Source organism: Streptomyces sp. NPDC052107, assembly GCF_040680215.1.
In the GTDB taxonomy this organism is placed as follows: Bacteria; Actinomycetota; Actinomycetes; order Streptomycetales; family Streptomycetaceae; genus Streptomyces.
Genome location: NZ_JBFAWG010000070.1, coordinates 1 through 22293, shown reverse-complemented (window position 1 = coordinate 22293; position 22293 = coordinate 1). Strand labels below are relative to the sequence as shown.

The 22293-nt window shown below is 68.5% G+C and carries 23 protein-coding genes and 5 pseudogenes; 11 read left to right on the top strand and 17 right to left on the bottom strand.

From position 1 onward, the window contains the following. Nucleotides 1-10 precede the first annotated feature (10 nt). Nucleotides 11-1467 (bottom strand): annotated as a pseudogene (locus AB0M27_RS37760) (NF041680 family putative transposase). A gap of 184 nt (nucleotides 1468-1651) precedes the next feature. Continuing rightward, complete coding sequence (locus AB0M27_RS37755) at nucleotides 1652-1924, bottom strand: YrhB domain-containing protein (RefSeq protein ID WP_365728992.1); 273 nt, start codon at nucleotides 1922-1924, stop codon at nucleotides 1652-1654. Between the two features lie 203 nt (nucleotides 1925-2127). Between AB0M27_RS37755 and AB0M27_RS37750 the strand changes: the two are divergent. Then, a pseudogene (locus tag AB0M27_RS37750) lies at nucleotides 2128-2364 on the top strand (transposase); the annotation flags it as partial. A gap of 57 nt (nucleotides 2365-2421) precedes the next feature. Here the strand turns inward: AB0M27_RS37750 and AB0M27_RS37745 are convergent. Continuing rightward, nucleotides 2422-3120: a restriction endonuclease gene (locus AB0M27_RS37745; RefSeq protein ID WP_365728991.1), complete on the bottom strand. Its 699-nt coding sequence runs from the start codon at nucleotides 3118-3120 to the stop codon at nucleotides 2422-2424. Continuing rightward, a complete protein-coding gene (locus AB0M27_RS37740) occupies nucleotides 3117-3332 on the bottom strand; it encodes a hypothetical protein (RefSeq protein ID WP_365728989.1) in 216 nt (71 codons plus the stop codon). The genes AB0M27_RS37745 and AB0M27_RS37740 overlap by 4 nt, the downstream gene beginning before the upstream one ends. Before the next feature lie 613 nt (nucleotides 3333-3945). Between AB0M27_RS37740 and AB0M27_RS37735 the strand changes: the two genes are divergently transcribed. Then, the gene (locus AB0M27_RS37735; protein WP_365728987.1) at nucleotides 3946-4254 is read left to right on the top strand and encodes a hypothetical protein; all 309 of its coding nucleotides are present in this window, start codon (nucleotides 3946-3948) and stop codon (nucleotides 4252-4254) included. 5 nt (nucleotides 4255-4259) lie between these two features. Further along, nucleotides 4260-6659, top strand: a complete 2400-nt coding sequence (locus AB0M27_RS37730) for a tetratricopeptide repeat protein (RefSeq protein ID WP_365728985.1) — start codon at nucleotides 4260-4262, stop codon at nucleotides 6657-6659. Between the two features lie 472 nt (nucleotides 6660-7131). Here AB0M27_RS37730 and AB0M27_RS37725 read toward each other — a convergent pair whose 3' ends face one another. After that, nucleotides 7132-7644: a hypothetical protein gene (locus AB0M27_RS37725; RefSeq protein WP_365728982.1), complete on the bottom strand. Its 513-nt coding sequence runs from the start codon at nucleotides 7642-7644 to the stop codon at nucleotides 7132-7134. 389 nt (nucleotides 7645-8033) lie between these two features. On the opposite strand from AB0M27_RS37725, the gene AB0M27_RS37720 reads away from it, so the two are divergent. Continuing rightward, complete coding sequence (locus AB0M27_RS37720) at nucleotides 8034-8861, top strand: hypothetical protein (RefSeq protein ID WP_365728980.1); 828 nt, start codon at nucleotides 8034-8036, stop codon at nucleotides 8859-8861. 118 nt (nucleotides 8862-8979) lie between these two features. Here AB0M27_RS37720 and AB0M27_RS37715 read toward each other — a convergent pair whose 3' ends face one another. The 8 genes from AB0M27_RS37715 to AB0M27_RS37680 all read right to left on the bottom strand — a co-directional run bounded on the left by AB0M27_RS37715 (nucleotide 8980) and on the right by AB0M27_RS37680 (nucleotide 13908). Further along, nucleotides 8980-9768, bottom strand: a complete 789-nt coding sequence (locus AB0M27_RS37715) for a hypothetical protein (protein WP_365728978.1) — start codon at nucleotides 9766-9768, stop codon at nucleotides 8980-8982. A 240-nt stretch (nucleotides 9769-10008) separates the two neighbouring features. Beyond that, nucleotides 10009-10278, bottom strand: a complete 270-nt coding sequence (locus tag AB0M27_RS37710) for a hypothetical protein (protein ID WP_365728976.1) — start codon at nucleotides 10276-10278, stop codon at nucleotides 10009-10011. 52 nt (nucleotides 10279-10330) lie between these two features. Then, a complete protein-coding gene (locus tag AB0M27_RS37705; RefSeq protein ID WP_365729007.1) occupies nucleotides 10331-10738 on the bottom strand; it encodes an ATP-binding protein in 408 nt (135 codons plus the stop codon). A 175-nt stretch (nucleotides 10739-10913) separates the two neighbouring features. After that, complete coding sequence (locus AB0M27_RS37700; protein ID WP_365728974.1) at nucleotides 10914-11762, bottom strand: helix-turn-helix transcriptional regulator; 849 nt, start codon at nucleotides 11760-11762, stop codon at nucleotides 10914-10916. Nucleotides 11763-11777: 15 nt separating this feature from the next. Continuing rightward, complete coding sequence (locus AB0M27_RS37695) at nucleotides 11778-12311, bottom strand: DUF6879 family protein (protein WP_365728972.1); 534 nt, start codon at nucleotides 12309-12311, stop codon at nucleotides 11778-11780. Next, nucleotides 12280-12546, bottom strand: coding sequence for a hypothetical protein (locus AB0M27_RS37690; protein WP_365728970.1), 267 nt, complete (start codon nucleotides 12544-12546; stop codon nucleotides 12280-12282). The genes AB0M27_RS37695 and AB0M27_RS37690 overlap by 32 nt, the downstream gene beginning before the upstream one ends. 271 nt (nucleotides 12547-12817) lie before the next feature. Then, nucleotides 12818-13051, bottom strand: coding sequence for a DUF397 domain-containing protein (locus AB0M27_RS37685; protein ID WP_365728969.1), 234 nt, complete (start codon nucleotides 13049-13051; stop codon nucleotides 12818-12820). Next, on the bottom strand, nucleotides 13048-13908 hold the full coding sequence (locus AB0M27_RS37680) for a helix-turn-helix transcriptional regulator (RefSeq protein WP_365728967.1): 861 nt from the start codon (nucleotides 13906-13908) through the stop codon (nucleotides 13048-13050). The genes AB0M27_RS37685 and AB0M27_RS37680 overlap by 4 nt, the downstream gene beginning before the upstream one ends. A gap of 384 nt (nucleotides 13909-14292) precedes the next feature. Between AB0M27_RS37680 and AB0M27_RS37675 the strand changes: the two genes are divergently transcribed. Then, entirely contained in the window at nucleotides 14293-14751 is a 459-nt protein-coding gene (locus AB0M27_RS37675) for an ATP-binding protein (RefSeq protein ID WP_365728965.1), read from the top strand. A gap of 473 nt (nucleotides 14752-15224) precedes the next feature. Here AB0M27_RS37675 and AB0M27_RS37670 read toward each other — a convergent pair whose 3' ends face one another. Continuing rightward, nucleotides 15225-16070 carry a helix-turn-helix domain-containing protein gene (locus AB0M27_RS37670; RefSeq protein ID WP_365728963.1) on the bottom strand — a complete coding sequence of 282 codons (846 nt, stop codon included), beginning with the start codon at nucleotides 16068-16070 and terminating at the stop codon, nucleotides 15225-15227. Then, the gene (locus tag AB0M27_RS37665) at nucleotides 16067-16792 is read right to left on the bottom strand and encodes a peptidoglycan-binding protein (RefSeq protein ID WP_365728960.1); all 726 of its coding nucleotides are present in this window, start codon (nucleotides 16790-16792) and stop codon (nucleotides 16067-16069) included. Before AB0M27_RS37665 ends, AB0M27_RS37670 begins: the two co-directional genes overlap by 4 nt. Nucleotides 16793-17080: 288 nt before the next feature. Between AB0M27_RS37665 and AB0M27_RS37660 the strand changes: the two genes are divergently transcribed. The 3 genes and pseudogenes from AB0M27_RS37660 to AB0M27_RS37650 all read left to right on the top strand — a co-directional run. Continuing rightward, a complete protein-coding gene (locus AB0M27_RS37660; protein ID WP_365728958.1) occupies nucleotides 17081-17410 on the top strand; it encodes a beta-Ig-H3/fasciclin in 330 nt (109 codons plus the stop codon). Nucleotides 17411-17563: 153 nt separating this feature from the next. Beyond that, nucleotides 17564-17875, top strand: a complete 312-nt coding sequence (locus tag AB0M27_RS37655; RefSeq protein WP_365728957.1) for a hypothetical protein — start codon at nucleotides 17564-17566, stop codon at nucleotides 17873-17875. A gap of 155 nt (nucleotides 17876-18030) precedes the next feature. Continuing rightward, nucleotides 18031-18246 (top strand): annotated as a pseudogene (locus AB0M27_RS37650) (hypothetical protein); the annotation flags it as partial. A gap of 358 nt (nucleotides 18247-18604) precedes the next feature. Here AB0M27_RS37650 and AB0M27_RS37645 read toward each other — a convergent pair. Both AB0M27_RS37645 and AB0M27_RS37640 read right to left on the bottom strand, forming a co-directional pair. Continuing rightward, entirely contained in the window at nucleotides 18605-19090 is a 486-nt protein-coding gene (locus AB0M27_RS37645) for a spore-associated protein A (RefSeq protein ID WP_365728955.1), read from the bottom strand. A 96-nt stretch (nucleotides 19091-19186) separates the two neighbouring features. Then, on the bottom strand, nucleotides 19187-20185 hold the full coding sequence (locus tag AB0M27_RS37640; RefSeq protein ID WP_365728953.1) for a helix-turn-helix domain-containing protein: 999 nt from the start codon (nucleotides 20183-20185) through the stop codon (nucleotides 19187-19189). Nucleotides 20186-20376: 191 nt separating this feature from the next. On the opposite strand from AB0M27_RS37640, the pseudogene AB0M27_RS37635 reads away from it, so the two are divergent. The 3 genes and pseudogenes from AB0M27_RS37635 to AB0M27_RS37625 all read left to right on the top strand — a co-directional run. Further along, a pseudogene (locus AB0M27_RS37635) lies at nucleotides 20377-20760 on the top strand (transposase); the annotation flags it as partial. A gap of 133 nt (nucleotides 20761-20893) precedes the next feature. Then, nucleotides 20894-21250 (top strand): annotated as a pseudogene (locus AB0M27_RS37630) (hypothetical protein); the annotation flags it as partial. An 84-nt stretch (nucleotides 21251-21334) separates the two neighbouring features. Continuing rightward, complete coding sequence (locus AB0M27_RS37625) at nucleotides 21335-22060, top strand: dienelactone hydrolase family protein (protein WP_365728951.1); 726 nt, start codon at nucleotides 21335-21337, stop codon at nucleotides 22058-22060. Nucleotides 22061-22293 lie beyond the last annotated feature (233 nt).

Sequence of the window (22293 nt, the reverse complement as noted above, 5' to 3'; positions counted from 1 at the left end):
AACTTGATCTTTAACCTGTGCGGCGGGGCTTCGGGGTGGTTGTCTTCTTCTTTGGTCGCCTTGCTGGCTGTGCCTTCTTGGGTGTGTGCACGTCGTGGCGTGGTGCGGGACGGGTGTTTTTCCGGCCCGGTGGCCGGCCGGGACCGGGGAGGGTGGGTTTCGGTGCTCTGGCCGGGCAGGCGGCCGGTGGGCGGATGTGCCGGAAGTCGCGGCGGACGCGGGCGGGAGTGAGCCTGTCCGGAGGGCTGGGTTTCTCCCAGGGGTGACGCCGGTCGGCTGCGAGTGGGCGGGCCAGACGCAGTTGGGTGTAGGCGGCGAGGATCAGCCAGGTCCAGCGGTCGGCGGCCTCGGGTGTGCGGATCTTCGGAGCGGTCCAGCCGAGGGTCTGTTTGAACAGCCGGAAGGTGTGTTCGATGTCGAAGCGTCGCAGGTAGGCCTGCCAGAGACGGTCGGCGTCCGTCGCAGTGGCGTCGGTGCCCGACCACCACAGCCAGACCGGCTTCGGTGTTGCTCCGCTGGGCAGGTGGTCGATGTCCAGGCGGATCACCGTCCCCTCGACGACGGGGAGGGTGCCGTCGGCGACTGCCCAGGAGGAGCGGTGGGTGAGCCTGGGGTGCAGCCGGTCCCAGGAGCGGGCTCTGGCGGTGCCGTAAAGACGTGTGTCGGTGACAGTCTCGGTGTCCGGGGTGCCCCAGGTGTCGGGCTGGCCGAAGACGAACTCGCTGCCGTGCGGGGCGGTCGGCCCTGGGTGCGAGGCTGCCGGGGCGGGACGGCCCGCCGCAGGACACGGTCCGAGCGCATACGGGCCAGCACTTGCACCGGCAGGTCCCTGAGCAGGAACGCGAGACGGGGTGCGTCGTAGCCGGCGTCCGCGATGATGAGGATCTCCGGGTCGCCTTCCTGCCATTGGCCTGCCCTGATCAGCGTCTCGAGCAGTTCGCGCAGTTGCCGGGCGGTGACGGTGGCGGTGTCGTCCCCGGGCACCAGGCGCAATGCGTCCAGCGGAGCGGTCCAAGAGCTGCGGCCCGGCTCGAGTGCGCAGATGATCGAGTACGGCCAGCCGGGAACCGGAATGTGCTGGTCTTTGCCCCGGCCATAGGTGTGACACAGGATCCGTTGCGGTGAGGTGTGGGCATTGGGGCGCAGCCAGCAGGTGATGTCGACGGCCAGGACCAGCCGGCCATCGACGGCCCGTGGCAGTGGCACCGAGGCCAGGACCCGCCGCAGACGGTCGGCATCGACCCGGCCGCGGGCGACGGCTGAGTAGAGTCCGCCATGGCCTCGGCGGTGTTCGCCGACCAGTGACAGCTCGGGCAGTGACCTCACCGGCCCGTCGCCGCACAGGACAGCATCAGCCAGCTCGAACAACGCATCCGAACGAGCGGTGAGACAGGAGTAGAACTCGCCCCGGAAGCATGACAGTTGCGCCAAAGCGTCTCGGCGTGTGTCGCGATGCAGCAGACTCATCCCCACGGCCTTCGTTCTGAAGATGTGTGTTCCTTGGTCGGAGCACATGTTCAGACGAAGGCCGCTTCCGTGTACGGCGGATACCGGACCGAGTGATCAAGTTCGACGCACCATTCGACGTCGGACGTTAAAGATCAAGCTAAGGGCTGTCCCGTAACTGTGGTCGCGGACAGCCACAGCCTCGTCAGATGCTCGGGTTTCTCCACAGATGCCGCTCCTCCAGGGTCCCGAACCGTACGTCGCCGCGTTCGAGGTCGACGAGGATGGGCCAGCAGTCCAACAGCTGCTCCCTCACATCACGCGAGGCGAGGTACTGCACAGAGTTGTAAGGCACGATCAGGAGGCCGTTGTTCTCGCGGACTCGCTCTGTGTCGATGGCGAGAGGCGGCTCGTCGTCGCGCTGGCTGGCCGCGAGAAATGCCACCGCGAGCTGCAGGGCTTCGTCCTGCTCCACCATTCGTCTCCAGTCCGTCGGCTCGACGAAGGCACCCTAACCATCCTGGGATGATCTTCGCGTGGCTGGTGTGATCACGGCGTCGGAGCCGTCCTGGATAGTCGTCCCGGGCCCTTTCGGTCCCGCCCCGCGGCCGGGAAAATCGGGTCGGTGCCCGTCCGGAGGACGTCGACGGTGCTTGGTGCCGAACGTTGAGCCCGCTGGATAGCCCTCCGGACAGGCTCACTCCCGCCCGCGTCCGCCGCGACTTCCGGCACATCCGCCCACAGGCCGCCTGCCCGGCCAGAGCACCGAAACCCACCCTCCCCGGTCCCGGCCGGCCACCGGGCCGGAAAAACACCCGTCCCGCACCACGCCACGACGTGCACACACCCAAGAAGGCACAGCCAGCAAGACGACCAAAGAAGAAGACAACCACCCCGAAGCCCCGCCGCACAGGTTAAAGATCAAGCTAAGGGGAACCCGGCAAAATTGCCGGGTTCCCCTCAACGAGGCCCTTCTCAGCTCAACGGCGTTGAGCGACGCGGGGGCGGAACGGCCCGCAGCAGCTCCCACAGCGGCCGCGAGCCGGCCGCCCACACGCCCAGGGTCTGCCGGCCGACCACGTGCAGGCGCTGCTGCTTGGCAAAGGTCACCGCCGGCGCAGTCACCCGCCCGTTCGTCACGATGCCCGCGACGTCCGCCCCGTGCACCTGCCGAGCCGTCCCGTTGAGCACCTGCAGGTCCGGAGTGCCCACCGCCGAGCCGCGGGCACCGTTGCGGCGGTGCTTACACTGAATCACCCAGCGCCGCCCGTACGGGTCGGTCGCCTTCACATCCGCGCCCAGATCTCCGCCGCCACCGACCCGCTGAGCGTTCTGGCACCCGTCCCGGCGCATCAGATCCCGTATCGCTTCCTCGAACCGGGAGTGGTGGAGCGCGTCCAGCGGCGGCAGCCCGTAGCGCAGCCCCTGCGCCCGGACCGCTTCCCACCGCGCCCTCTGCTGACGGCTGTACAGCCAGCCCCCGACCGCCAGCACGGCGAGCACCAGGAGCACGAGGAGGACCCACCAGTGGGCCAGCAGCCAGTTCACCACCGCCACGACTAACGCGATCACCACGACCGCCGCCAGCAGTAAGCCGATCAGCTGGGCATCCCTCTGCTGCCGCCTGCTCGGCCGTCGCCTACGCCGCCGCGCCGGCGGCCGCCGCCCACTCACCGGGTCCCCTGCGGGGACGGGAACCGGATCGGATACGACACGGTCGGCGTCGGCTGCGGCCTCTGCTGCCACGTCGGCGTCGTGTCGAACCGGATCGGGTAGTGGACCGTCGACCGCGAGCCCGGCGCCGTCTTGCCGCCCGCCCCGTCCGCCGCAGCGTGGCCGTTGCCGAACCCGACCACGGCTAACGCGAACACAGCGAAGATCGTCATTTCTCGTCTCGCGCCCGGAGCCCACCGCGAATGCCCGCGAACCGGTGTCCCGTCAGAGCGCACGTACGGCCGTACCCAAGGCATGGCTGCCCTCCCCCTCGTAGCACCATCGCTCCAACCAGCCATATTGACAGCCCGCACTGACAACGCCTCAGGAGTTGCGGGGCTCCGCCCCCACACCGCGGCCCTCTCGGAGGGGGCCGGGGGAGGCGGGTGATCTTGCGGTGTGTGGGTGGTGACTGGTGGGTGGGTCGGGGTGCACTCCCTCCACGGACGGGCCCCCGGAGGGCAGCACACCCTGCGACAACGGACCGGCCGGGGGATACGCGGCTGCTTCATACGGCACGGGGCGTGCCAGACCCAGCAGTTTGTAACTGCGCGGTGGACGGTAGTTCGAACTTGCCGTGTGGCGGAGGCGTAGCTTCTCGTAGCGTGCTACCGGTCGGCGCGTAGGTGGAGAGGGCGGTGCGGGATGGATCCGGTGTCGGTGGGGCTGCTGGTGGCGTTGGCGGGTGGCGCCGGTGGTGAGATCGGTCGGCAGACGTGGGCGGGGCTGAGTGCATTGGTGCGGCGCCCATTCCAAGGCGGTCAGGACACCGAGGACGCTCCCGCGGTGGGTTCGGGGGAGGCGGAGCTGGCAGAGCTGGAGCGGGCGCCGTCCGATCCGGCGCGCGCGCAGGCGCTCAGTACCGCGTTGGCGGTGCGAGCGTTGGTGGACGCGGACTTCCGTGCCGGCCTGGAGCGGTGGCACGAGCAGGCGCGGCTGGTGCGCACCGGCGACGGTGAGGTGCACAACGAGATCAGCGGCGGCACCTTCCACGGGCCGGCGCTGCAAGGCCGGGACTTCTCCGGGATCTCCTTCACCACCCCGCCGTCGCCCCCGGCCGGCCCGGGCCCCGGTACGTCCTCCGCGCAGGGCTGACCCACATGGCCGACGCGGACCCCCGTGGCGAGGAGGGTGCAGGCTCGCCGGTGGAGAACCAGATCAGCGGCGGTGTCTTCTTCCACGCGGTGATCCAGGGCAGGGACATCACCGTGCAGCTGCCCCCGCAGATCACCCCGGCACTGTCCGGCCTGCCCACCGCCTCGGCCACCTTCATAGGCCGCGACGAACAGGTCGAGGAGCTGCTTGAGGTGCTGGCGCCCGGCGGCGGCCCGCAGCAGGCGGTGCTGGTTGCGGCGGTGGCGGGACTGGCCGGGGTCGGCAAGACCGAACTGGTCGTGCAGACCGCCGCCCGAGCACTGAAGCAGTCGGGCTGGTTCCCCGGCGGGGTGCTGTTCGTCGACATGTTCGGCTACGACGCAGAACGCAGGCTGTCCCCTGAACGCGCCCTGGACGGCCTGCTGCGCGCGCTGGGCATACCCGGCGAGCACATCCCCGCCGAACTGCAGGACCGCTGCCGGCTGTACCGCAGCGTGCTGGCCGACTTCGCCAAGCAGGGCCGCCGGATCCTGGTCATCATCGACAACGTCTCCACCGCCGAGCAGGCCCGCCCGCTGCTGCCCACCGACGGCACCACCGCAGCCCTGCTCACCTCCCGCCACACCCTGGACGTCGACGCCCGCCTGCACGACCTGGACATCCTCACCGAGCGCGCCTCGGTCGAGCTGCTCCGCCAAGCCCTCCGCCAGGCCCGCGGCCCCGCCGACACCCGCGTGACCGACGCCCCCGAGCACGCTGCCACGATCGCCCGGCTGTGCGCGGGCCTGCCCCTGGCCCTGCGCATCGCCGCGGCCATGCTCTCCGACGCCCCCACCCGCCCGCTGGCCTCCCTGGTACAGGCCCTGGAGGCGGCGCACACCCGGCTGGACCGATTACGCCGCGAGGACCGAGCGGTGCGCGCCGCCTTCGACCTGTCCTATCAGCGCCTCAGTGACGACCACGCTCGCTTGTTTCGGCTGCTGCCGCTCCACGCCGGCCCGGACCTGTCCACCGAATCCGCCGCCCACCTGACCGGCACCGACCAACCAGCAACCGAGGAGCTCCTGCAAGATCTCGCCCGCGCCCACCTGATCGACCCCGGACACACCTGGGGCCGCTGGCGTCTGCACGACCTGGTGCGCCTGTACGCCGACCAGCACGGACACACCCAAGCCGACACCGACCAGCGCGCTGCCGCCCAGGCCCGCCTGCACGACCACTACGGAACCACCACCCAGGCCGCCTCCACCCACTTGGAAACCCTGCCCGGCACCCGCTCCCCCCGGTTCGCCGACCGCCACCAGGCACTGGCCTGGCTGGACGACGAACGCCGCAACCTGGTCGCCACCGCCACCGCACCCCCGCCCCTCGGCCGCCCGGACACCACCATCGCTCTCACCTCCGCCCTCGCGGGATATCTCGACCACCGCCGCTACTTCGACGACTGGATCACTGTTACCACCACCACCCTGGCGATCTTCCGTGAACTGGCCAACCGCCTCGGCGAAGCCCACGCGCTGAATATCCTCGGCTGCGCCCTGCAGGGGGTGCGCCGATTCGGCGAGGCCATCGACGCCCACAAGCAAAGTGCCGCCATCTACCGCGAGCTCGGCGACACCCACAGCGAAGCCCACGCGCTGAACAACCTCGGCAGCGCCCTGCAGGGGGTGCGCCGGTTCTACGGGGCCATCGACGCCCACAAGCAAAGTGCCGCCATCTACCGCGAGCTCGGCGACCTTCACGGCGAGGGCACGGCGCTGATGAACCTCGGCAGCGCCCTGACCAATGCGCGACGGTTCAAAAAGGCCATCAAGGCCCACACCCAGGCCGCCGCCATCTACCGCGAGCTCAGCGACCGCCACGCCGAAGCCCAGGCGCTGAACAACCTCGGCAACGCCCTGACCGAGGTGCGCCGGTTTGGCGAGGCCATCGACGCCCACACCCAGGCCGCCGCCATCTACCGCGAGCTCGGCGACACCCACAGCGAGGGCACGGCGCTGAACAACCTCGGCAACGCCCTGACCGAGGTGCGCCGGTTTGGCGAGGCCATCGACGCCCACACCCAGGCCGCCGCCATCTTCCGCGAGCTCAGCGACCGCTGGAGCGAAGCCCACGCGCTGAACAACCTCGGCGGCGCCCTGCAGCAGATGCGCCGGTTTGGCGAGGCCATCGACGCCCACACCCAGGCCGCCGCCATCTTCCGCGAGCTCGGCGACCGCCACGGCGAGGGCATGACGCTGAACAACTTCGGCAACGACCTGCGGCAGATGCGCCGGTACGGCGAGGCCATCGACGCCCACACCCAGGCCGCCGCCATCTTCCGCGAGCTCGGCGATATCCACAGCGAAGACATCGCGCGGAACAACGCCCGCGCAAGCCGGCGGTGGTGGCGTTGGCGCAGATAACACGGCCGCTTCGGGCAACGTCCGCCACGTAGAACCGCAGCTCACGATCACCGATGGCACGGATATAGGGCTGTTATCTGCGATCACTCCGCCACGGAGCCTACAGACGCACGATCTGACACCGGTGTTCTCAACCCCGAGCCCGCACTGACAACGCCTCAGGAGTCGCGGGGCTCCGCCCCACACCCCGGCCCTCTCGGAGGGGCCGGGGGAAGACGGGTGATCTTGCGGTGTGTGGGTGGGGACTGGTGGGTGGGTCGGGGTGCACTCCCCCCTCGGACTGCCCCCGGAGGGCAGCACACCGCCCGCCGGCCGTCCAGGACGCCCAAGGGCGCCGCGCAAGCGCGGTCGGGCGGAGCCCGATCCTGGACAGCCGACGAACGGCACGCTGGACTGGCGTCTGCCCGACCGAGGAGGGAGCACCCCCCAACAGGCCGACTTACGGCGAACGCCGCTTGGCCTGAGCCCAAAGTCAGCGGTCGGCATCATCCTCGTTGTCTGAATGGTGGCCGGCGTAGCGGTCGAAGGCCTTGCCCGCCGCATACATAGCCGCGCCGGCAGCCGGAAGATAGTCCATGGTCTTGCCGATCACAGCGTCCACAGCTTCGGAGGTGAAAGAGGCCTGCATGAGGGCGACCAGGACGAGACAACCGCAGAAGTACACGAACAGGGCGCGCTGGACTTTGGGCGGCAAGAACCCCGCGTCGGAGGAGACGAAGGCACGGGCGGTTTCCTCGAACCCTTCCACGAGCTCCTCCGGCGCCTCTGCCGTGGCGTCAGTCGCCGCGCTCTCGTAGGCCTCCCCCAACAGGTCGGCGGCCTCCACCCGTTGCGCATTGGACAGGCCGCGCCACGCGTCCAGGCCGTTCAAGAGACGGTCCAGGTCGCCGACCGTGAACGCCGGGGCGGGCGCATTCCGCAAGGTCGCCCACTGCCGCAGGGCCTGATCCCTCAGAACTCCCCAGGCCTCGTCCTGTGAGCGCATGGCCTCTGTGACGTGGCGGGCCCATGCTCGGGCAAGGGGATCTCGCTGTCCTGCGAGAGTGGCCAGTTGGCGAGTCTGGGTAGAGTTCAGTGAAGCCATGGACAGGCGCAGTAGCCGCATTGAGGCGCTGTGGACAGGCGCAGTAGCCGCATTGAGGCGCTGTCGTTGAGCAGCCTGGCCATGTCGCGGAACTGCCGCAGGTTCTCGGGTAGTCCGGGGTTCTCCATGGCGGTCACCATGTCACAGGCTTCAACTAAGCCACTCCTCTCCGACTCAACGGCACAGAAGCGTCCCCGTACACGCCGGTTACGGTGCTATCTATGGGGAACAGCACGGATGCGCAGAGCGAACAGCCGGGATACGCACTATTAGTTGCGGCCGATACCCCCATGCGACACCCGCTCGCGGTCGCTGCCCTGCCACCCCAGCTGTCCGCCGTCCCGTCGGCGCGGCTCGTGGGCGCCTCGTACGCCAGCGCCATGCAGCTGGCCAACCCCGACGACCCGAACACCGTGTTGACCGCCATCCGTACCGCGGTCGCTGTCGAGGGCCCCTTGCTCGTCTACGTCGCCGGGCACCTGGTCGTCAACCAGCGCCAGCACCGCCTCCACCTGGCCCTCGCTCGCACCACGGCCCGCACCGTCCGGTACACCGCGCTTCCGTGGCACTGGCTCACCGCCGAGCTGCAGGACCGCCCGCCCGGCACCACCACGGTGGTGGACCTGGCCGCCGACACCGACGTCTGGCAGGCCCTCGTCCACCAGGAGCAGACCCTGGACGGGCCGTACGCGCTGCACGGCGCCGTGCAGCTGCAGGACCCCCGCCACCGGCCCGTCCCCTCGTACACACAGGCACTGACCCACATCCTGCGCACCGCCCCGACGAGGCCGACCGCCGACGACCTCCACCACCAGGCCGCCCGCGCCGCCGTACTCGAGGAAGCCACCACACTCTGGCTGGGTCCCGCCCTGGCGAACCCGACGCCACCGGCCGCAGCCGAGACACACCAGGTCCACGTCCCCGCGCCGAGAGCGGAGCCCGCGCAGCCGGCCGCGCCCTCCCCGGCGGCCGCCGAGGCCGGGGCGACGTTCTCCGGCGGCACGGTCGACTTCCGCGGGGCAAATGGCGTGCCTCCGGCAGGAGTGCTTCCTCCCGAAGGAGAACCGCTGCGGGCTGGGCTGAGACTGCCTCCTGCCTGGTATCCGGCTGGCTCCTGATGAGGGAGCAGCTGTCACTGTTACCGGCATACGCGAGGACGAGCTGCAGGGTTGGGTGACACCTGGCCGGGGGTTGCTCCCGCCCGGCCGGCAGTTGTCCGACTTCCGGGTCGAGGTATCAGCCCTTGAGCTTCTCCGGGTCGATGACCTCGCCGGGCGGCGGGGGCGTGACCGTCACAGGCTCGTTGAACGCCGTGAAATCAAAGGAACCGGGCTCCTTGCCGCCCACGGCTGCCAACCTGAGCGCGTAGGGCTGCCCCTTGGCGGACACGAGGAGCGTCTGCGTCGCAGCGCCGTCCTTCCCCGTGAGCGTCACGGCGGGCGTGCCGTTGACCTCGGTGTCCGCTCCCCGGGTGAGGTGGCTTTCCTTCTCGTCCTTCTCGAACATCGTGCCGATGTCGCAGAAGGGGAACTTGTCGTCCGCCTTCGCATCCCCCGCCGGCATCTTGACCCAGCGTCCCTTGAGCATCTCGGTGAGGGCGTCCGTCTCCTTGGACGACGAGTGCTCCTCGCTGCCCGTCTGCTGCCAGAACTTCTCATCGCCCTTCATGAAGGTGTCGCCGCCGACCTGACGGATTTCGGCGGACGCACCCCCGGTGGTGAAGGTTCCGTGGCAGTTGCCCTTCGCGGCCACGGCGAAATCGAAGGTCATGTGCTCGCCCTCGGTGGTCATACCGCCCTTGACCTTGAACGAGTCCAGCTTCGTCATGGCCACCCGGGCCTTCTCGGAGATCTGAGCCGGAGTCAGTCCCTTGAACGGGTCCACCGGCTTCGGGGGCGACGGCGTGGCGGAGACAGAGTCCCCTGCCCCCTTGGCGTCCGCCTTCTTGTCGTCTCCGCATGCGGTGAGTGTCAGTGCCGCCGTCACGCACAGGACTGCCGTAGCCAGGAGAGTGCGATTGCCCATTTTGTTTCCCCTTTAACAAGACCGTTCGATGATCGGACTAGAGGGCAGAGCAAAGGGATGCGACGACCGCCACGTGATCTCCCTCACACGATGTCGCGCAGCCGCTGGGCGAGGACGGCCAGGTGACCGAACCTGTCGCCCACACCTGCAGCAGACCCTCCCGATCATGTCTGGGCTTCACCTGTGGTGCACCGCACGGCCACAGGTAACGGCTGTCCCTTCTGCGCTGGCCGACGGGCGTCAGTCACCAACCATCTGTCCCTGTATCCCGACGTCGCTGCCCAGTTCGCGGCGCAGCAGCTGCGGATGGGTGGTGAGCGTCTGGACGGCGAGCTGGGCCAGCTGCGGTCCGTCGCCGGGCGGGTAGGTGGTGAGGTTGCCGCTGACCAGCCAGGCATCCGTGCCAGATCGGTTTCCGTGCGGAGCCGGACGAGGTCGGCGGGTGTCAGGCGCAGGGTGCGGACGGTGATCGTGCCCTCGGTGCAGCAGGGTACGGCTAGCTCCACGCATCGCTTCGGATCGGCGACGCCCGCCAGTTCGTCTTCGGGTAGCAGCCGCAAGGTCAGCATGCCGGGACCGTCAGCTCTGCCCAAACAGTTTTGCCCCAGCGCATTTGGTCGTAGCCCCAGCGGTGTGACAGCGCGTCGATCAGTACGAGGCCACGCCCAGTCTCATCGCCGCCGGCGGCCGGAGCCATTTTCAGCAGGGCGTGGGATTTGTCGGTGACGCCGATCCGTACGAGATCATTCGTGACGCGCCGGACGGACACCCGGATCAGACGGCACGGGGTGTGGCGCACTGCGTTGCCCACCAGCTCGGAGACGATCAGCGTGCCAACCTCGGCCATCTCGCCTATGCCCCAGGTGTTCAGTGCGGCCGACACGAGTCGCCGGGCACGTCGGGCCGTCTCGGGCTCGCAGGGAAGGGTTTCGCTGTAACCGGCCGGTCCGACTGTGGTGGGTCTGGTCATGACGCTCACGGGGTGGTCGTCTCCTCGGGGCTGGGAATGTCCCGCCCGCAACGGGGGATACGGGCGGGACTCTCCTCCACTGCCGCCGAGCGGAGCCTGGCCTGCCCGGCGACGCCAACGACCGTACGGAGCAGCGGCGTTTCGCCTCAACGAAATTGCGGGGAATTGCGCAACGTCATCCGAGGGAGTCGATCGCCGCGCTGATCAAAGCGTGGGCGGCGTTGCCGTGGACGGCCATCTTCGTCAGTTCCGCAAACGCCCTGCGGTAGTCCACAAGTTCACGCGGTTGCACCACGTTGACCTCGGCCGTGAGGGTCTCCACGACGCTGCAGGTGCCGTCATGCAGGTAGAACGCCTCCAGCGGCCACATCGTCCTCTGCGCGGTGAAGGGAATGACGCCCAAGGAGACGGAAGGGAGCGGCATCACGGCCAGCAGATGCCGCAGCTGTCCGGCCATCGTCTCGGCGTCGCCCACGCGATAGCGCAGGACGCACTCCTCCATGAGCACGACGAACCGGTGTCCGCCCTCGTACAGGAACCGACTCCGGGCGACACGGGCCGCGACCGCCTCCGAGACGTCGTTGGGGGTGCCCTGGAAGTCGGTTATGGCCTCCATCAGAGCCGTGGCGTACGCGGGGGTCTGGAAGAAGCCGGGCACCACATTGGAGACGTAGGCGCGAGTGACGCCGGTCTGCGCGTAGAGGTCGTAGAAGTCCTCCTGGGTCTTGCGCATGCCCATCCGGTGGCTCCTGCGCCACTCCACGTACATCGAGTCGACGGCGCGGGCCGTGGCGATCAGGTCCTCGGCCTGATCGGCTGCGCCACAGGCAGCGCACCAGGCGCGGATGTCCACGTCGGTGGGCAGAACCTCGGCCTTTTGGATGCGGGTGGTTTTCGCGGGGTGCCAGCCACACCGGGCCGAGAGTTCCTTCCCGGTGAGGCCGGCGTCCTTACGAAGGTGCGTCAGGCGCACAGCGAGCGCTTCACGGGCCGCCTGAGCGCTGGACGAAGGAGAGGCGGGCATGGCGCGGAGCGGGGGTCAGACGGTGTACTTCTCGTGGTCCACGGCACGCTCCCACACGGCCTCGAACGCATCCGAGCACAGTTTGACCACGGCGGGATCCTCGCTGAACTCCTTGGGCGGATCCGCCCAATCACCGTCGCCGGTGAAGATGTTGAACTGCACCAGGCGCTCGTCGAACAGCCAGAAGTCAGCTCCCGGCAGAGCGATGTCCACGGCCCGCCGGCGGGGCAGCCAGCGCACCAGTTCACCCGCTTCGACGTTCAGCGGGGTGGCGGCGTGCTCCCAGCGGATGTAGTCCGTCACGGGCTCGGAAACGATCCTGGCCCGACGCATCACCACGCCACGGCCGACGGCCTCCCGCACCATGCCCAGCCAGCCAGGCCACCACCGCGCCGTCGGATCGAGATCGACGTGGCCGGTCCGCTTGAACTCCTCGAACTCCTCCGCCTCGTCACCGACGCCGTACGCGTCGCGCATCTCCAGATGCACCGCGCTGCGGCGCGTACCGGCCAGCAGCTCAGCGAAGCTCGGCACGCCGCTCTGCGACATCGCACGCCTCCCTCAGAATCGGCACCATGCGGGCCGGAATGCGGATCACCGTCTCGTGGGCGGGGATCCCCACCGCGTGACCGGCGACCCACTCCGTACCGCTGACCAGTGCCTCCAGCGCTTCCTCGGCCTTGACGCCCTGGAGGACCAGGTCAGCCGTCTCCTCTTCCACCCACACCGTCGGCGACCCCTCGCCCCCGGTGTTCGGGTCGATCCCGATGAACTGTAAGTGCACGATGCCCTCCCGGATCAAGTCGGTTGCGCGTTCTTGCGCGCGACGCTCCCGAAGGACACGAGCGTCGTCAAGAGCGCGGGGCGCGTTCGGGGCGACGTTGGCTTGAACGCTATGCCACCGCGAATGCAGGCGGCGCCAGACGTCTCCATCGGGGTGGACGAAACCGCCAGCCTCCTCCCCATGCGGTCCACGCACGAACCGGAAAAATGGAGGCGCGAGTTGTAATAGCCGCGCCTGAACATCGCACCAGGCGCTTTTGCGGCCCTCTGGCCTAACCCCCTGGGCGGACGCCTTCGACGAATGCTGCAAAGGCGGCACGCCCGATAACCAGCGCCGCTCCTTGCGGCACCTTGCTGTCCCGGATCGCGACACCGCCGTACGGCGTGTCGACGAGGTCGGCAACCTCCATGCAGTTGTTCCCGGCGCCGTCCGAGTACGACGACTTGAACCAACGCGCGCCGGCGCTGGTGAGCTCACGTGCCATACGAGTACGGGTCTGCTTCATGTGCTGATCTCTCGCGTGAGTTGGTGCAGGAAGGCGGGCGTGTCCTCCGGCGGCAGCGCGGACGCCGTGAGTGCGTTGAACTTGCGGGTGAAGCGGCCGACCTCGCGGGGTTTGTCGGAGACGGAGGTTGCGCTCCAGGCGTTGTCGACCTGCACGGAGGTCGGCATGCCGTCATCCAGGTGCAGGATGGTGAAGTCGTGCACGGACAGGTAGCCCCGCAGGCTCTGGGGCAGCACCTGGACGCTCACGTTGGGCAGGGATGCCAGCTGGATGATCTCGTCGTACTGCTCTCGCATCACACCTGGGTCGCCGACGATGTACCGCAGGGCCGGCTCGTACAAAATGGCCCGCAATCGCAGGGGCTCCTCCGACCTGGTCAGGGCGTCCTTGCGTCGCATGCGGACGTGGATGTTCTTGTCGATGAACTCGGTCGTGGTCTCCTCGATCGGCTTGGCCAGTTCATACAGTGCCCGTGCATAGGCCTGCGTCTGGAGCAGGCCGAGGACGAGCGCGGGGTGGAAGGCCCACGTCTCGCGTGCTGCGGTCTCCATACCGACGAAGCGGGGCATGCCTGAGGGCATCGTGGAGCGGAAGGGCGTCCACCAGTCTTGGCTCGCTCCGTCGCGCTGGATTCCCAGCAACTGGTCGACGTCGTGGTCGTCGGTCACACCGTAGAGCTCCAGGAGGGCGCGGAGATCACCGGCGCTGCGCAGGTCCTGCAGTCCTTTCTCGACGCGGTGCAGCTTGGTGACGTACAGCCCTTTGACGACGCCGCTTCCAGCCACTTCCTCCAGTGTCATCCCGGCCTGCTCGCGTAACTGCCGTAGCTCGTAGCCGAGTTCGATGCGCCGAACCATCGGTCGGGGTTTGGCCGCCACGTGTTCGCCTTTCCGTCGCATGCGTTCGCCGAAACCGCGACGCGCGCAGTCTGACACGCGATACGCGCGCTGCAACAGACAATGCGCTTGCGGTGTCATGTGCCATTTTCGTTCGCGGAGAAATTTCTATCGCTGTTTCGTTGCGAAGCAACTCTCGTACTGGGCACGGTGGTTGAGCCACCCCGCCCGGGCTCGGGCGCAGGCTTCCCGCGGCCCCTGCTCTTACGGCGCGGATCTCATGACCTACCAGCGAAGGACCGGGTGATGCTCCCGACTGTGCCTACCTCCTCCCCCACTCCCCCGAGCCTGCTTCACGCGGACGGCCCCACCTCGGACAGAACGGGCGACGGACGTCCCTCGCCCGTGGAGCTCGTGCTCGTACGGCACAGGTCGCGCGTCGAGCACGCCCGCCGTATCGGCGCCACCTGGCTCAGGACCGCATGCCGCGCGCCCGAGGCCCAGATCGAGGCCTTCGTCCAGGTGATCTCCGAACTGGTCACCAACGCGGTGGTACACGGTCACGGAGACGAAGTCGACGTCAGGATGCGGCTCGTCGACGGTGAGGTGCGGCTCGAGGTCGACGACTACTCCCCGTCCGCCGCACCCGAGCCGACGTGTGCGGATGCGGACTGCGAGGGAGGACGCGGCCTGTGGCTGGTAGCCGCCTTCGTCGACGAGTTACACGGAAGGTGGGGATACACCGGCAACGGGACCGTCGCCTGGTGCACGTTCCCTCTCACACCCCGCCCTCCTTACACCAGCCACGAACCGCACCCCCCAAACCACGCACCCGCACCCGGATCGAAGCACGAGCAGCGATGAAGTCGGCGCCCAACAACACGGCCCATCGACGGCCGCGGCCCGTACACCCGATCCGGCTGGGCTGGGCTCTCCGCCATCCGCTCCAACTCCTGAAACGCTACGGCTTCGGCTGCTTGCAGTTCGCGCTGCTGGCCGCGGCCGCCCATGCAGCAGTCCCATATGGATCTTCAGGGGGCGCTTCACCGCCTCCGTCCCGGCCGGCGGCCTGCGACCGCTGCGCGACCCGGACGCCCCTGGGCTGGACGACGACGAGGACGACGACGGAGCGGAGGACTGACCGGAGGGCCCGGGGCCGGGAGTCCCGGCCAGGCGGCACCTCCCTCTGCGGCCGCAACGGCTGGACCAGCCGCCTCGACGGCACCCGGGGCCCACGCTGCAAGACCCTCGACGAGGCGAAGGTGGACCTGGCAGCACGCTGGCTCCGCGTCGTCACCGCCGCCCCACGCCGGCCGTAGACCAACTCCGACCACAGCTCAGAGTCGGAGACACTTCCCTCGCCCGCCTGCCGGTTTGAAGCATGCCTGGAGGCCAGTGAGGTCACTGCCGTCGATCATGGGCGTGACAAGGAGACCGTCCGCGTCGTACTGGTCCGTGACCCTGGCACGCTCATGTGCGCCACCCGGAGTGGACACAGTGAGTATGTCTCCGACCTGCGCGACCCCCACCAGGGCCCACGCGGCACGGCACTGCTTGCTGTATACGACTTCCAGGCGTGCTCCAGTGGAGAGTTTCTGCGTGCGGAGTGTTTGTTCTTGACTGGGCATCGCGCAGCCCATCTCCGTCGGTCCGAACCCTGCACACGCTTGGGCGTGGCATCCGGGAGCAGGCGGTGCGGAGGGCACAGGCTTCGTGGGGTTCTCGGTGGCCGTATGGAGCAGGGTCGTCACGCCGATCGCGGCTGTGAGCCCGACTGCGCAGGTGGCGGCGAGGATCCCCCGATGCCGCCGGATGCTCCATCCGTGTGCCGGACCGGGTGTGCCGTGGTCGCCCGGCCGTTCGTCGTGTGATGGTGGGGCGGCCATCTGGGCCGTGGAGGGCGTGAGCCTGTGGGCTCGTCCGCTCCATTCCAGGTCGGCCAGTTCCCACAGCGCCACCAGACGCCCGGCAGGTTCTCCGGCGGCCTTGCACAGTGCCTCGACGGCTTGACGCGGGGCGAGTTGCTTGCCGTTGAGGTAGCGCTCCCAGGATGACTTGCTGTACGCGGTGCGCTCGGCCAGCGCGGCCATACTCAAGCCCGTGCGGGCCCTGAGCTCGCGTAGCCCTTCGGCCAGCCGCGTGGCATATGGGGATCGGCCAGAAGACGGTGCGGTGTCCCTCACTTCCGCAGTACCTGCCAGGTGTGCGGGCCCACGACTCCGTCGACGGGCAGCCTGGCCTGGCTCTGTAGGCGCTTGACCGCCCGCGTGGTGTTCGGCCCGTAGGCACCGTCCACGACGCCTGGGTCGAACCCGTGGTACCGCAGCAGGCACTGGGCCTCCACGACATCCCAAGCAGGCCCGGAAAGCAGCGCAGTGCTGGTGGTGCTGTAGCCCGCATACAGCCGCCCGTCCTTGCGCTTGACCACGCAGTGGTACGTCGTGCCCGCCTTGTAGGCGAAGGCCCCGCGAGATGGGGAAGTCGAACCCCCGTGTTCCCACGGCGCGACGACCAGCAACCCGGCAAACAGCCCACCGAGTACCACAGCCACCAGGACGCCGATCAACGCCGAACGCCGCGTCCTCCGCGGCTTCGGTGGATCTGCTGTCTTCGATGCGTCGGGTTCCTGCTTCCACGCCTCCTCAGCCACTTCATGAAGCGCCAGAACCCGTGCCGGATCGACACCGACGACCCGCGCCAGCTCTTCCACCGCCTGCCGCGGCGGTAGCACCTTTCCGTTGAGATAGCGCTCCCAGGAGGCACGGCTGTAGCCCGTCTTGGTCTGCAGCGACGACAGGCTCAGCCCACTGTGATCCTTTAGCCCGCGCAGTTGAACGACGAGTCTCCGCACCCGCTCATCAAGCGAATCGGGTAATTCCTTCCAGCACGGCATGTTCCACCCCATACCATCCAACGATCTGGTCGAGCATCAGAATCATCTGGTCTTGGGGACCCCACCGCAGGTGACCTTTCGGTCAGCTTGCCTGCTTGTCCACCCGTCCCCCACCGTGTCCCAGCCCGTCTCACACACCGCAGCATCCCAGCAGGTCAGCACGTGGGGCGTCCCATGAAGCCCTCAATCCAATGCCGTTCCTGGCAGCCGGACACCGGTCCCCCGCAATCTCGATGGTGCAAGCCGGGCGGCGCGGTCCACCCCGCGCCGCCCTCACCTCTACAAGCGGGGGCATATCCCATGAACCTTCTGCGCAAGCAACTGGCCGTGGTGAGCGCGGCCGTAACGGCAGCCATCGGCGGCTTCATCATCGTCGCACCGCCTGCCCAAGCAGCCGGTGACAGCGCAGCAGCGGGTGGCACCGCGCCCGCCTGCATCTATCGCATGGTGGACGGTACGCCCGACGGCTTCTCCGTCTACCTCAGCAACAACTGCGGCAAAACCATGCGGGTGAAGGTGATCGTGGACTCCGGTGGCGACAGTCCGTGCTTCACGATGTCGGCCGGTTCAGACCGGTTGTGGTACTACACAGGCGTCTTCGGTCAGTACGGACGAACCGTCACCTGTTGAGAACGGCGGCTGGATCACCAGGCCACCACAGGTCAGCCGGCATCGCAGAAGGAAAGTCACCCGCGGCTCCGGCTCCCGCACCGCCTCGCCGGTGATGCAAGTCGGGCGGCGCGGTCCACCCCGCGCCGCCCCCACCACTACAAGGAGGACCTGATGAACTCTCTGCTGTCCCGAACGGCGATCAGCACTGCCATAGGAGCGTGTCTGCTCTTCACCAGCGCCGCCGCCGCGTCTGCGGACACCGTCGCCCATCAGACGAGCGCTGGCGGTACTGCGCCCGCCTGCATCGGCCGCGCCGCGTCCGATCTGGGAGGTTTCGTGTACGTATCAAACAACTGCGGGAAAACGATGCGCGTCAAGGTCATCATCGATTTCGGACCTGACTCGTCGTGTTGGACGCTGACGCCGGGGCAAGAACGCCGTCACAACTATTACGGGTCCTACAGCAAGACCATCACCTGCTGATGCCTGCCAGTTGGATTCGTCCAAGCCTGACCAACGCAGCACCTGGTCGTCCTGAGCGCCGTACGACCACCGTCCGGTAGCCGGTCCTGCTCACCGCGGCCCCGCTCGGCTTCGCGGCCTTCTCGACCCAACGCTGGGGCGCCGCTCGGCGCGTACCCGCCATCTGGATCGACGACGACTTCACGAACCACGACCACGAGTGGGCGGCGGAGCGCACCGCCCACGGCCAGGCGACTGCACTGATTCAGCCTGATCCGCATGTCGGACTCCTGACCGAACACCTCGTCGAGGTCCTGGCCTGGGCCGCCCTACTGCCTTTCGCGCGGGCTGACCCCTCAGGCGTCTCATCTGAAGCGAAGGCCGCCACCTAGCGCACCAACCGCAGGAATCGCGCAGGCCCACCCCTCCACCACGAGGGAGAGCACGCCAGCAGGCCAAACTGGCAGGCCTACCAGCGAATGGTCTGGCCACGAACTGGTCCGCGAGCAGCGGGCGGCCACTCTCACAACCGCCTATAAGCGGCACTCGGAGCGCTTCAACCGCCGCCCCGCGCCACCCACGATTCCCCAGCAGGCATGGATCAACGACCCCGCCAGGCGGCCTGAACCATAGCAACACAGTTCATAGTCGCACATCCGCTTCATTTGACTTGACAGCTACCGATGCGAGGCGGGAGCCCTCGTCTCAGGGGGCGAGGGCCCCCGTTGTGCATCGGCCGGTTGTTCCGGCTCAGCGCTGGTGCAGGTCGCGGAACTTGACGCCCTTGCCTGCGTAGATCGTCTGGGCCGCCATCCGGCCGCAGTTGGAACTCGCGTTGAAGGTCTGCCAGTTGCCGATGACCCCGCCCCACTCGACACAGACGCCGGGCGCGTACTTGTACACCGGGCCCGCGTACGACCGGTACTCGCCCTCGTCGACCGCCGCCTCGGACTCCGGACGGCCGACGACGTTCAGGTAGGCGACCATGTAGATCGGGCTGCCAGCGGTGTTGCGCTGGGTGACGACACAGTTCTTGCCGGTCTTGGAGTTGTAGGTCAGATAGACCATGCCCACGTCCGCGATCGGTGCCTTGTTCACCACCCCGTAGCCGGAGCCGCAGACTCCGTTGTACGCCGCGGCCGCGGATGCGGTGGGCGCTGTCACCAGCAGGCCGGCCGGAACGGCCAGTGCCGCGAGGGCCGCGGACACCACACGGGCTCGTTTCAGGTTGGTCATGGGATGCCTCCCCCTTGTCGTGTTCCCCTCCGTGACGCATGCGCCGGCATGCGTCACGTGAAGTGTGCGGGGCGAAAGCCTGCATGTCGTTGTCGGTCAGCGCCTGGCCGTTGACGATGGGTGCCTGCTGTGGCCCGCCAGTGCCAGGTGCCGGTACTCGCTGGCGGACATTCCGTACGCGGCGCGGAAGATGCGGCTGAAGTGGGCGGGCTCGCCCAGACCCCAGCGGGCGCCGATGGCACGGATCGGCAGGTGTCGCAGGAGAGGGTTGGCCAGGTCGCGATGACAGCACTCCAAGCGGCGTGAGCGGATCCAGCCGGCGACCGTGGTGCCCTGCCCGAACAGGCGGTGCAGGGAACGGACGGACAGGTGGTGCGCCGCGGCGATCGTGGCCGGGCCCAGCCGAGGCTCTCCCAGGTGCTCTTGGACAAAGGCCTTGATTTGCAGGAGCAGGGCATCGCGGTGCGTCTCGTCCGGCGCCGCGGAGCCGGCGTCGAGGTGATGGACGAGCAGCGCCGTCAGCAGTTCGACGGTGACGTTGGCCAGGTGCGTGTCGTCCGTCGCCCGGTACGCCGCGGCACCGGCGACCAACTGCCGGAAGTAACCGGAGAACAGGGCGGCCATCCCGGACGTGGCCGGCATGAGCAGCGGAGACACTTGCTCCACTCTCCTCGCCGACACAGGCACTAGCGCACGGGGGACCTGCACCATCACCCCCACCACACCCGCGAGCGAGTGATCCCCGGCCCAGCCCCGCCAAGGCCGTGAGGTGTCGTAGCACAGCAGATCGCCCGGGCCGCTCGTGATGTCCTTGCCGCCCTGGACGATCCGGTGACCTCCACACAGATTCACCATCACCTGGTAGCACTCGGGATCGGACCGCTGGATCAGCCTGGTGGTGCGTGAGGTCTCCAACGGCGGGTAGCGCAACGCGCTCACCTTCACCGTTTTGAAATCCAGCAGCTGCACACTCGCCCGGAAGTCCTCCTCGTGGTCGCTGCGGAGTGCGTTGGGCACCAATGCGCTCGTCGTCATGTCGTGCCAGCCGCCGAACCGCTCCGCCGCAGGCAGATCCGTCGTCCGGAACTCCGTCACCCTCACCAGACACCCCCGTGCGCGCAGATTCCGGCCTCGATCCCGTTTCGAGGCCGTCCCATGGAGGTTCGACACCCGGGCGCCCCGGGCAGTTGCCCACCACTCACAACTGCTCAAGCACGCCAGGAGCGTGTCTCAGCAACCGGCAAACCGCCTACGGTTCATGATCATTCATGCGGGATGATCTCGGTATGCGTGGTGAGGGCGGACTCTTCGAGGCCGAGTCGGCCCAGAACAAGCGGCCGCAGGGTCGACCGGCGGCGGTGGACAAGCGGATCCGGGACTTCGACCCGCACCAGGCCCCGCTGCTGCCGCCGTCGCCGGACGACTGGCTGCCCGAGCACCACCTGGCCCGGTTCGTCGCCGACCTGGTCGACGAGGTGCTCGACCTCGGGCCGGTCCTGGCCAACTACACCGAAAAGCGCGACTACCCGCCCTACGATCCGCGGCTGATGGTGCGGCTGCTGATCTACCGCTACACCACCGGCATCCGTTCCTCGCGGGCGATCGAGCGCAAGTGCGCCGACGATGTCGCGTTCCGGTTCCTGGCCGCCGACCAGGCCCCGGACTTCCGACACCCCACGGTCCGCATTTCGTCGACTCCCAAACCTGGGCAGCGCACTGGACCCCCAACCCCAAACTCCTGCCATTATGTGAGTTGCGGGCCGGGCAGGCCGGCTCACCTCCGACAAGACGGACACCTCTGCCATGACCTCGCACCGGCCTCGCCTGGCCGACGCCGCCGAGATCGCGGCCGAACAAGGCCTGACGCCCGCACGGATCAGCAGCCTCTACAACCAGCGCGCCAACAACGGCTTCCCCGAGATCGCCGACATGCGCGGCCGCGCCCGCCTGTGGGACCACGCGAAGGTCACCGAGTGGTTCGCCAACCGCCCGCCGGTGCGCCTGCGCGAGCACACACCGCCCGCCCATGCCCCCGAGGACCTGTTGAACGCCGCCGAGGCCTCGAGATTCCTCGGCTACAAGAACCCCAACCAGGTCACCACCTTCGTCCGCGACCACCCCGGGTACTTCCCCGACCCGGACGTCGTCGAAGAACTGGGGTGATTCCAGAGGGACACCCGCGCTGTTCTGCCAGCGGCAGAACAGCGGCCCGACCGGGCTCGACGATCACTACAGTCCAGTCTCATGGCCACGATTACAACGCGCACGGTCGAATACCCGGCCGACGGTCTGACGATGGTCGGGCACCTCGCGCTCCCCGTTGGCGCCGGCCGCCGGCCAGCAGTCCTGATCGGGCCCGAGGGGATGGGGCTCAGCGACGTTGAGCGCCGCCGGGCCGATGCGCTCGCCGAGCTGGGATACGTAGCCCTGGCCTTCGACCTCCACGGCGGGCGCTATTTGGGCGACCCCGAGGAGATGCTGTCCCGTTGCATGCCGCTGCTCGCCGACCCCGACCGGATGCGGGGCATCGGCCACGCGGCGCTCGACGTGTTGCGCGAGGAACCGCCGACCGACCCTGACCGGATCGCCGCCGTCGGCTACGGCACCGGGGGCGCCATCGGGCTGGAACTCGGGCGCGACGGCGTCAACCTACGCGCGATCGCGACAGTCAACGCGCTGACCACGGGCCGACCGGGCGAGGCGGCGCGTATTCGCTGCCCGGTGTGGGCCGGGGTCGGGTCGGAAGACCCGATCATGCCGCCCGCGCAACGGGACGCGTTCACCGCCGAGATGCAGGCCGCGGGCGTCGACTGGCGCCTCGTGGTCTACGGCGGCGCCTTGCACGCCTTCCACCACCCGCCGGTCGACCACACCGTGGTCCCCGGCGTCGGCTACCACCCACGGCACGCGCAGCGAGCCTGGCACGACGTCGTCGACCTGCTCACCGAGTGCCTGCCCGTGACGGAGTGATCTGGTCAGTCCAAGCTCGGGAACCCGCTGACCAGCGCTGACCTGTCACCCGTGCAGGTTTTTGGCGTATTCGGTCACACCCCTTTCAGCGACGCAGGACGTTGACGACGCACTCTCTGCCCAAGATCGGGACGTCCACGCACCCTTCGGGTCGGTCCGGAGCGGTCGGCGATGGAGCCGATGTCGCTCTCGCGCAGGTGCGGGCCGCGTGCGATGCCGTACATCACGCCGAG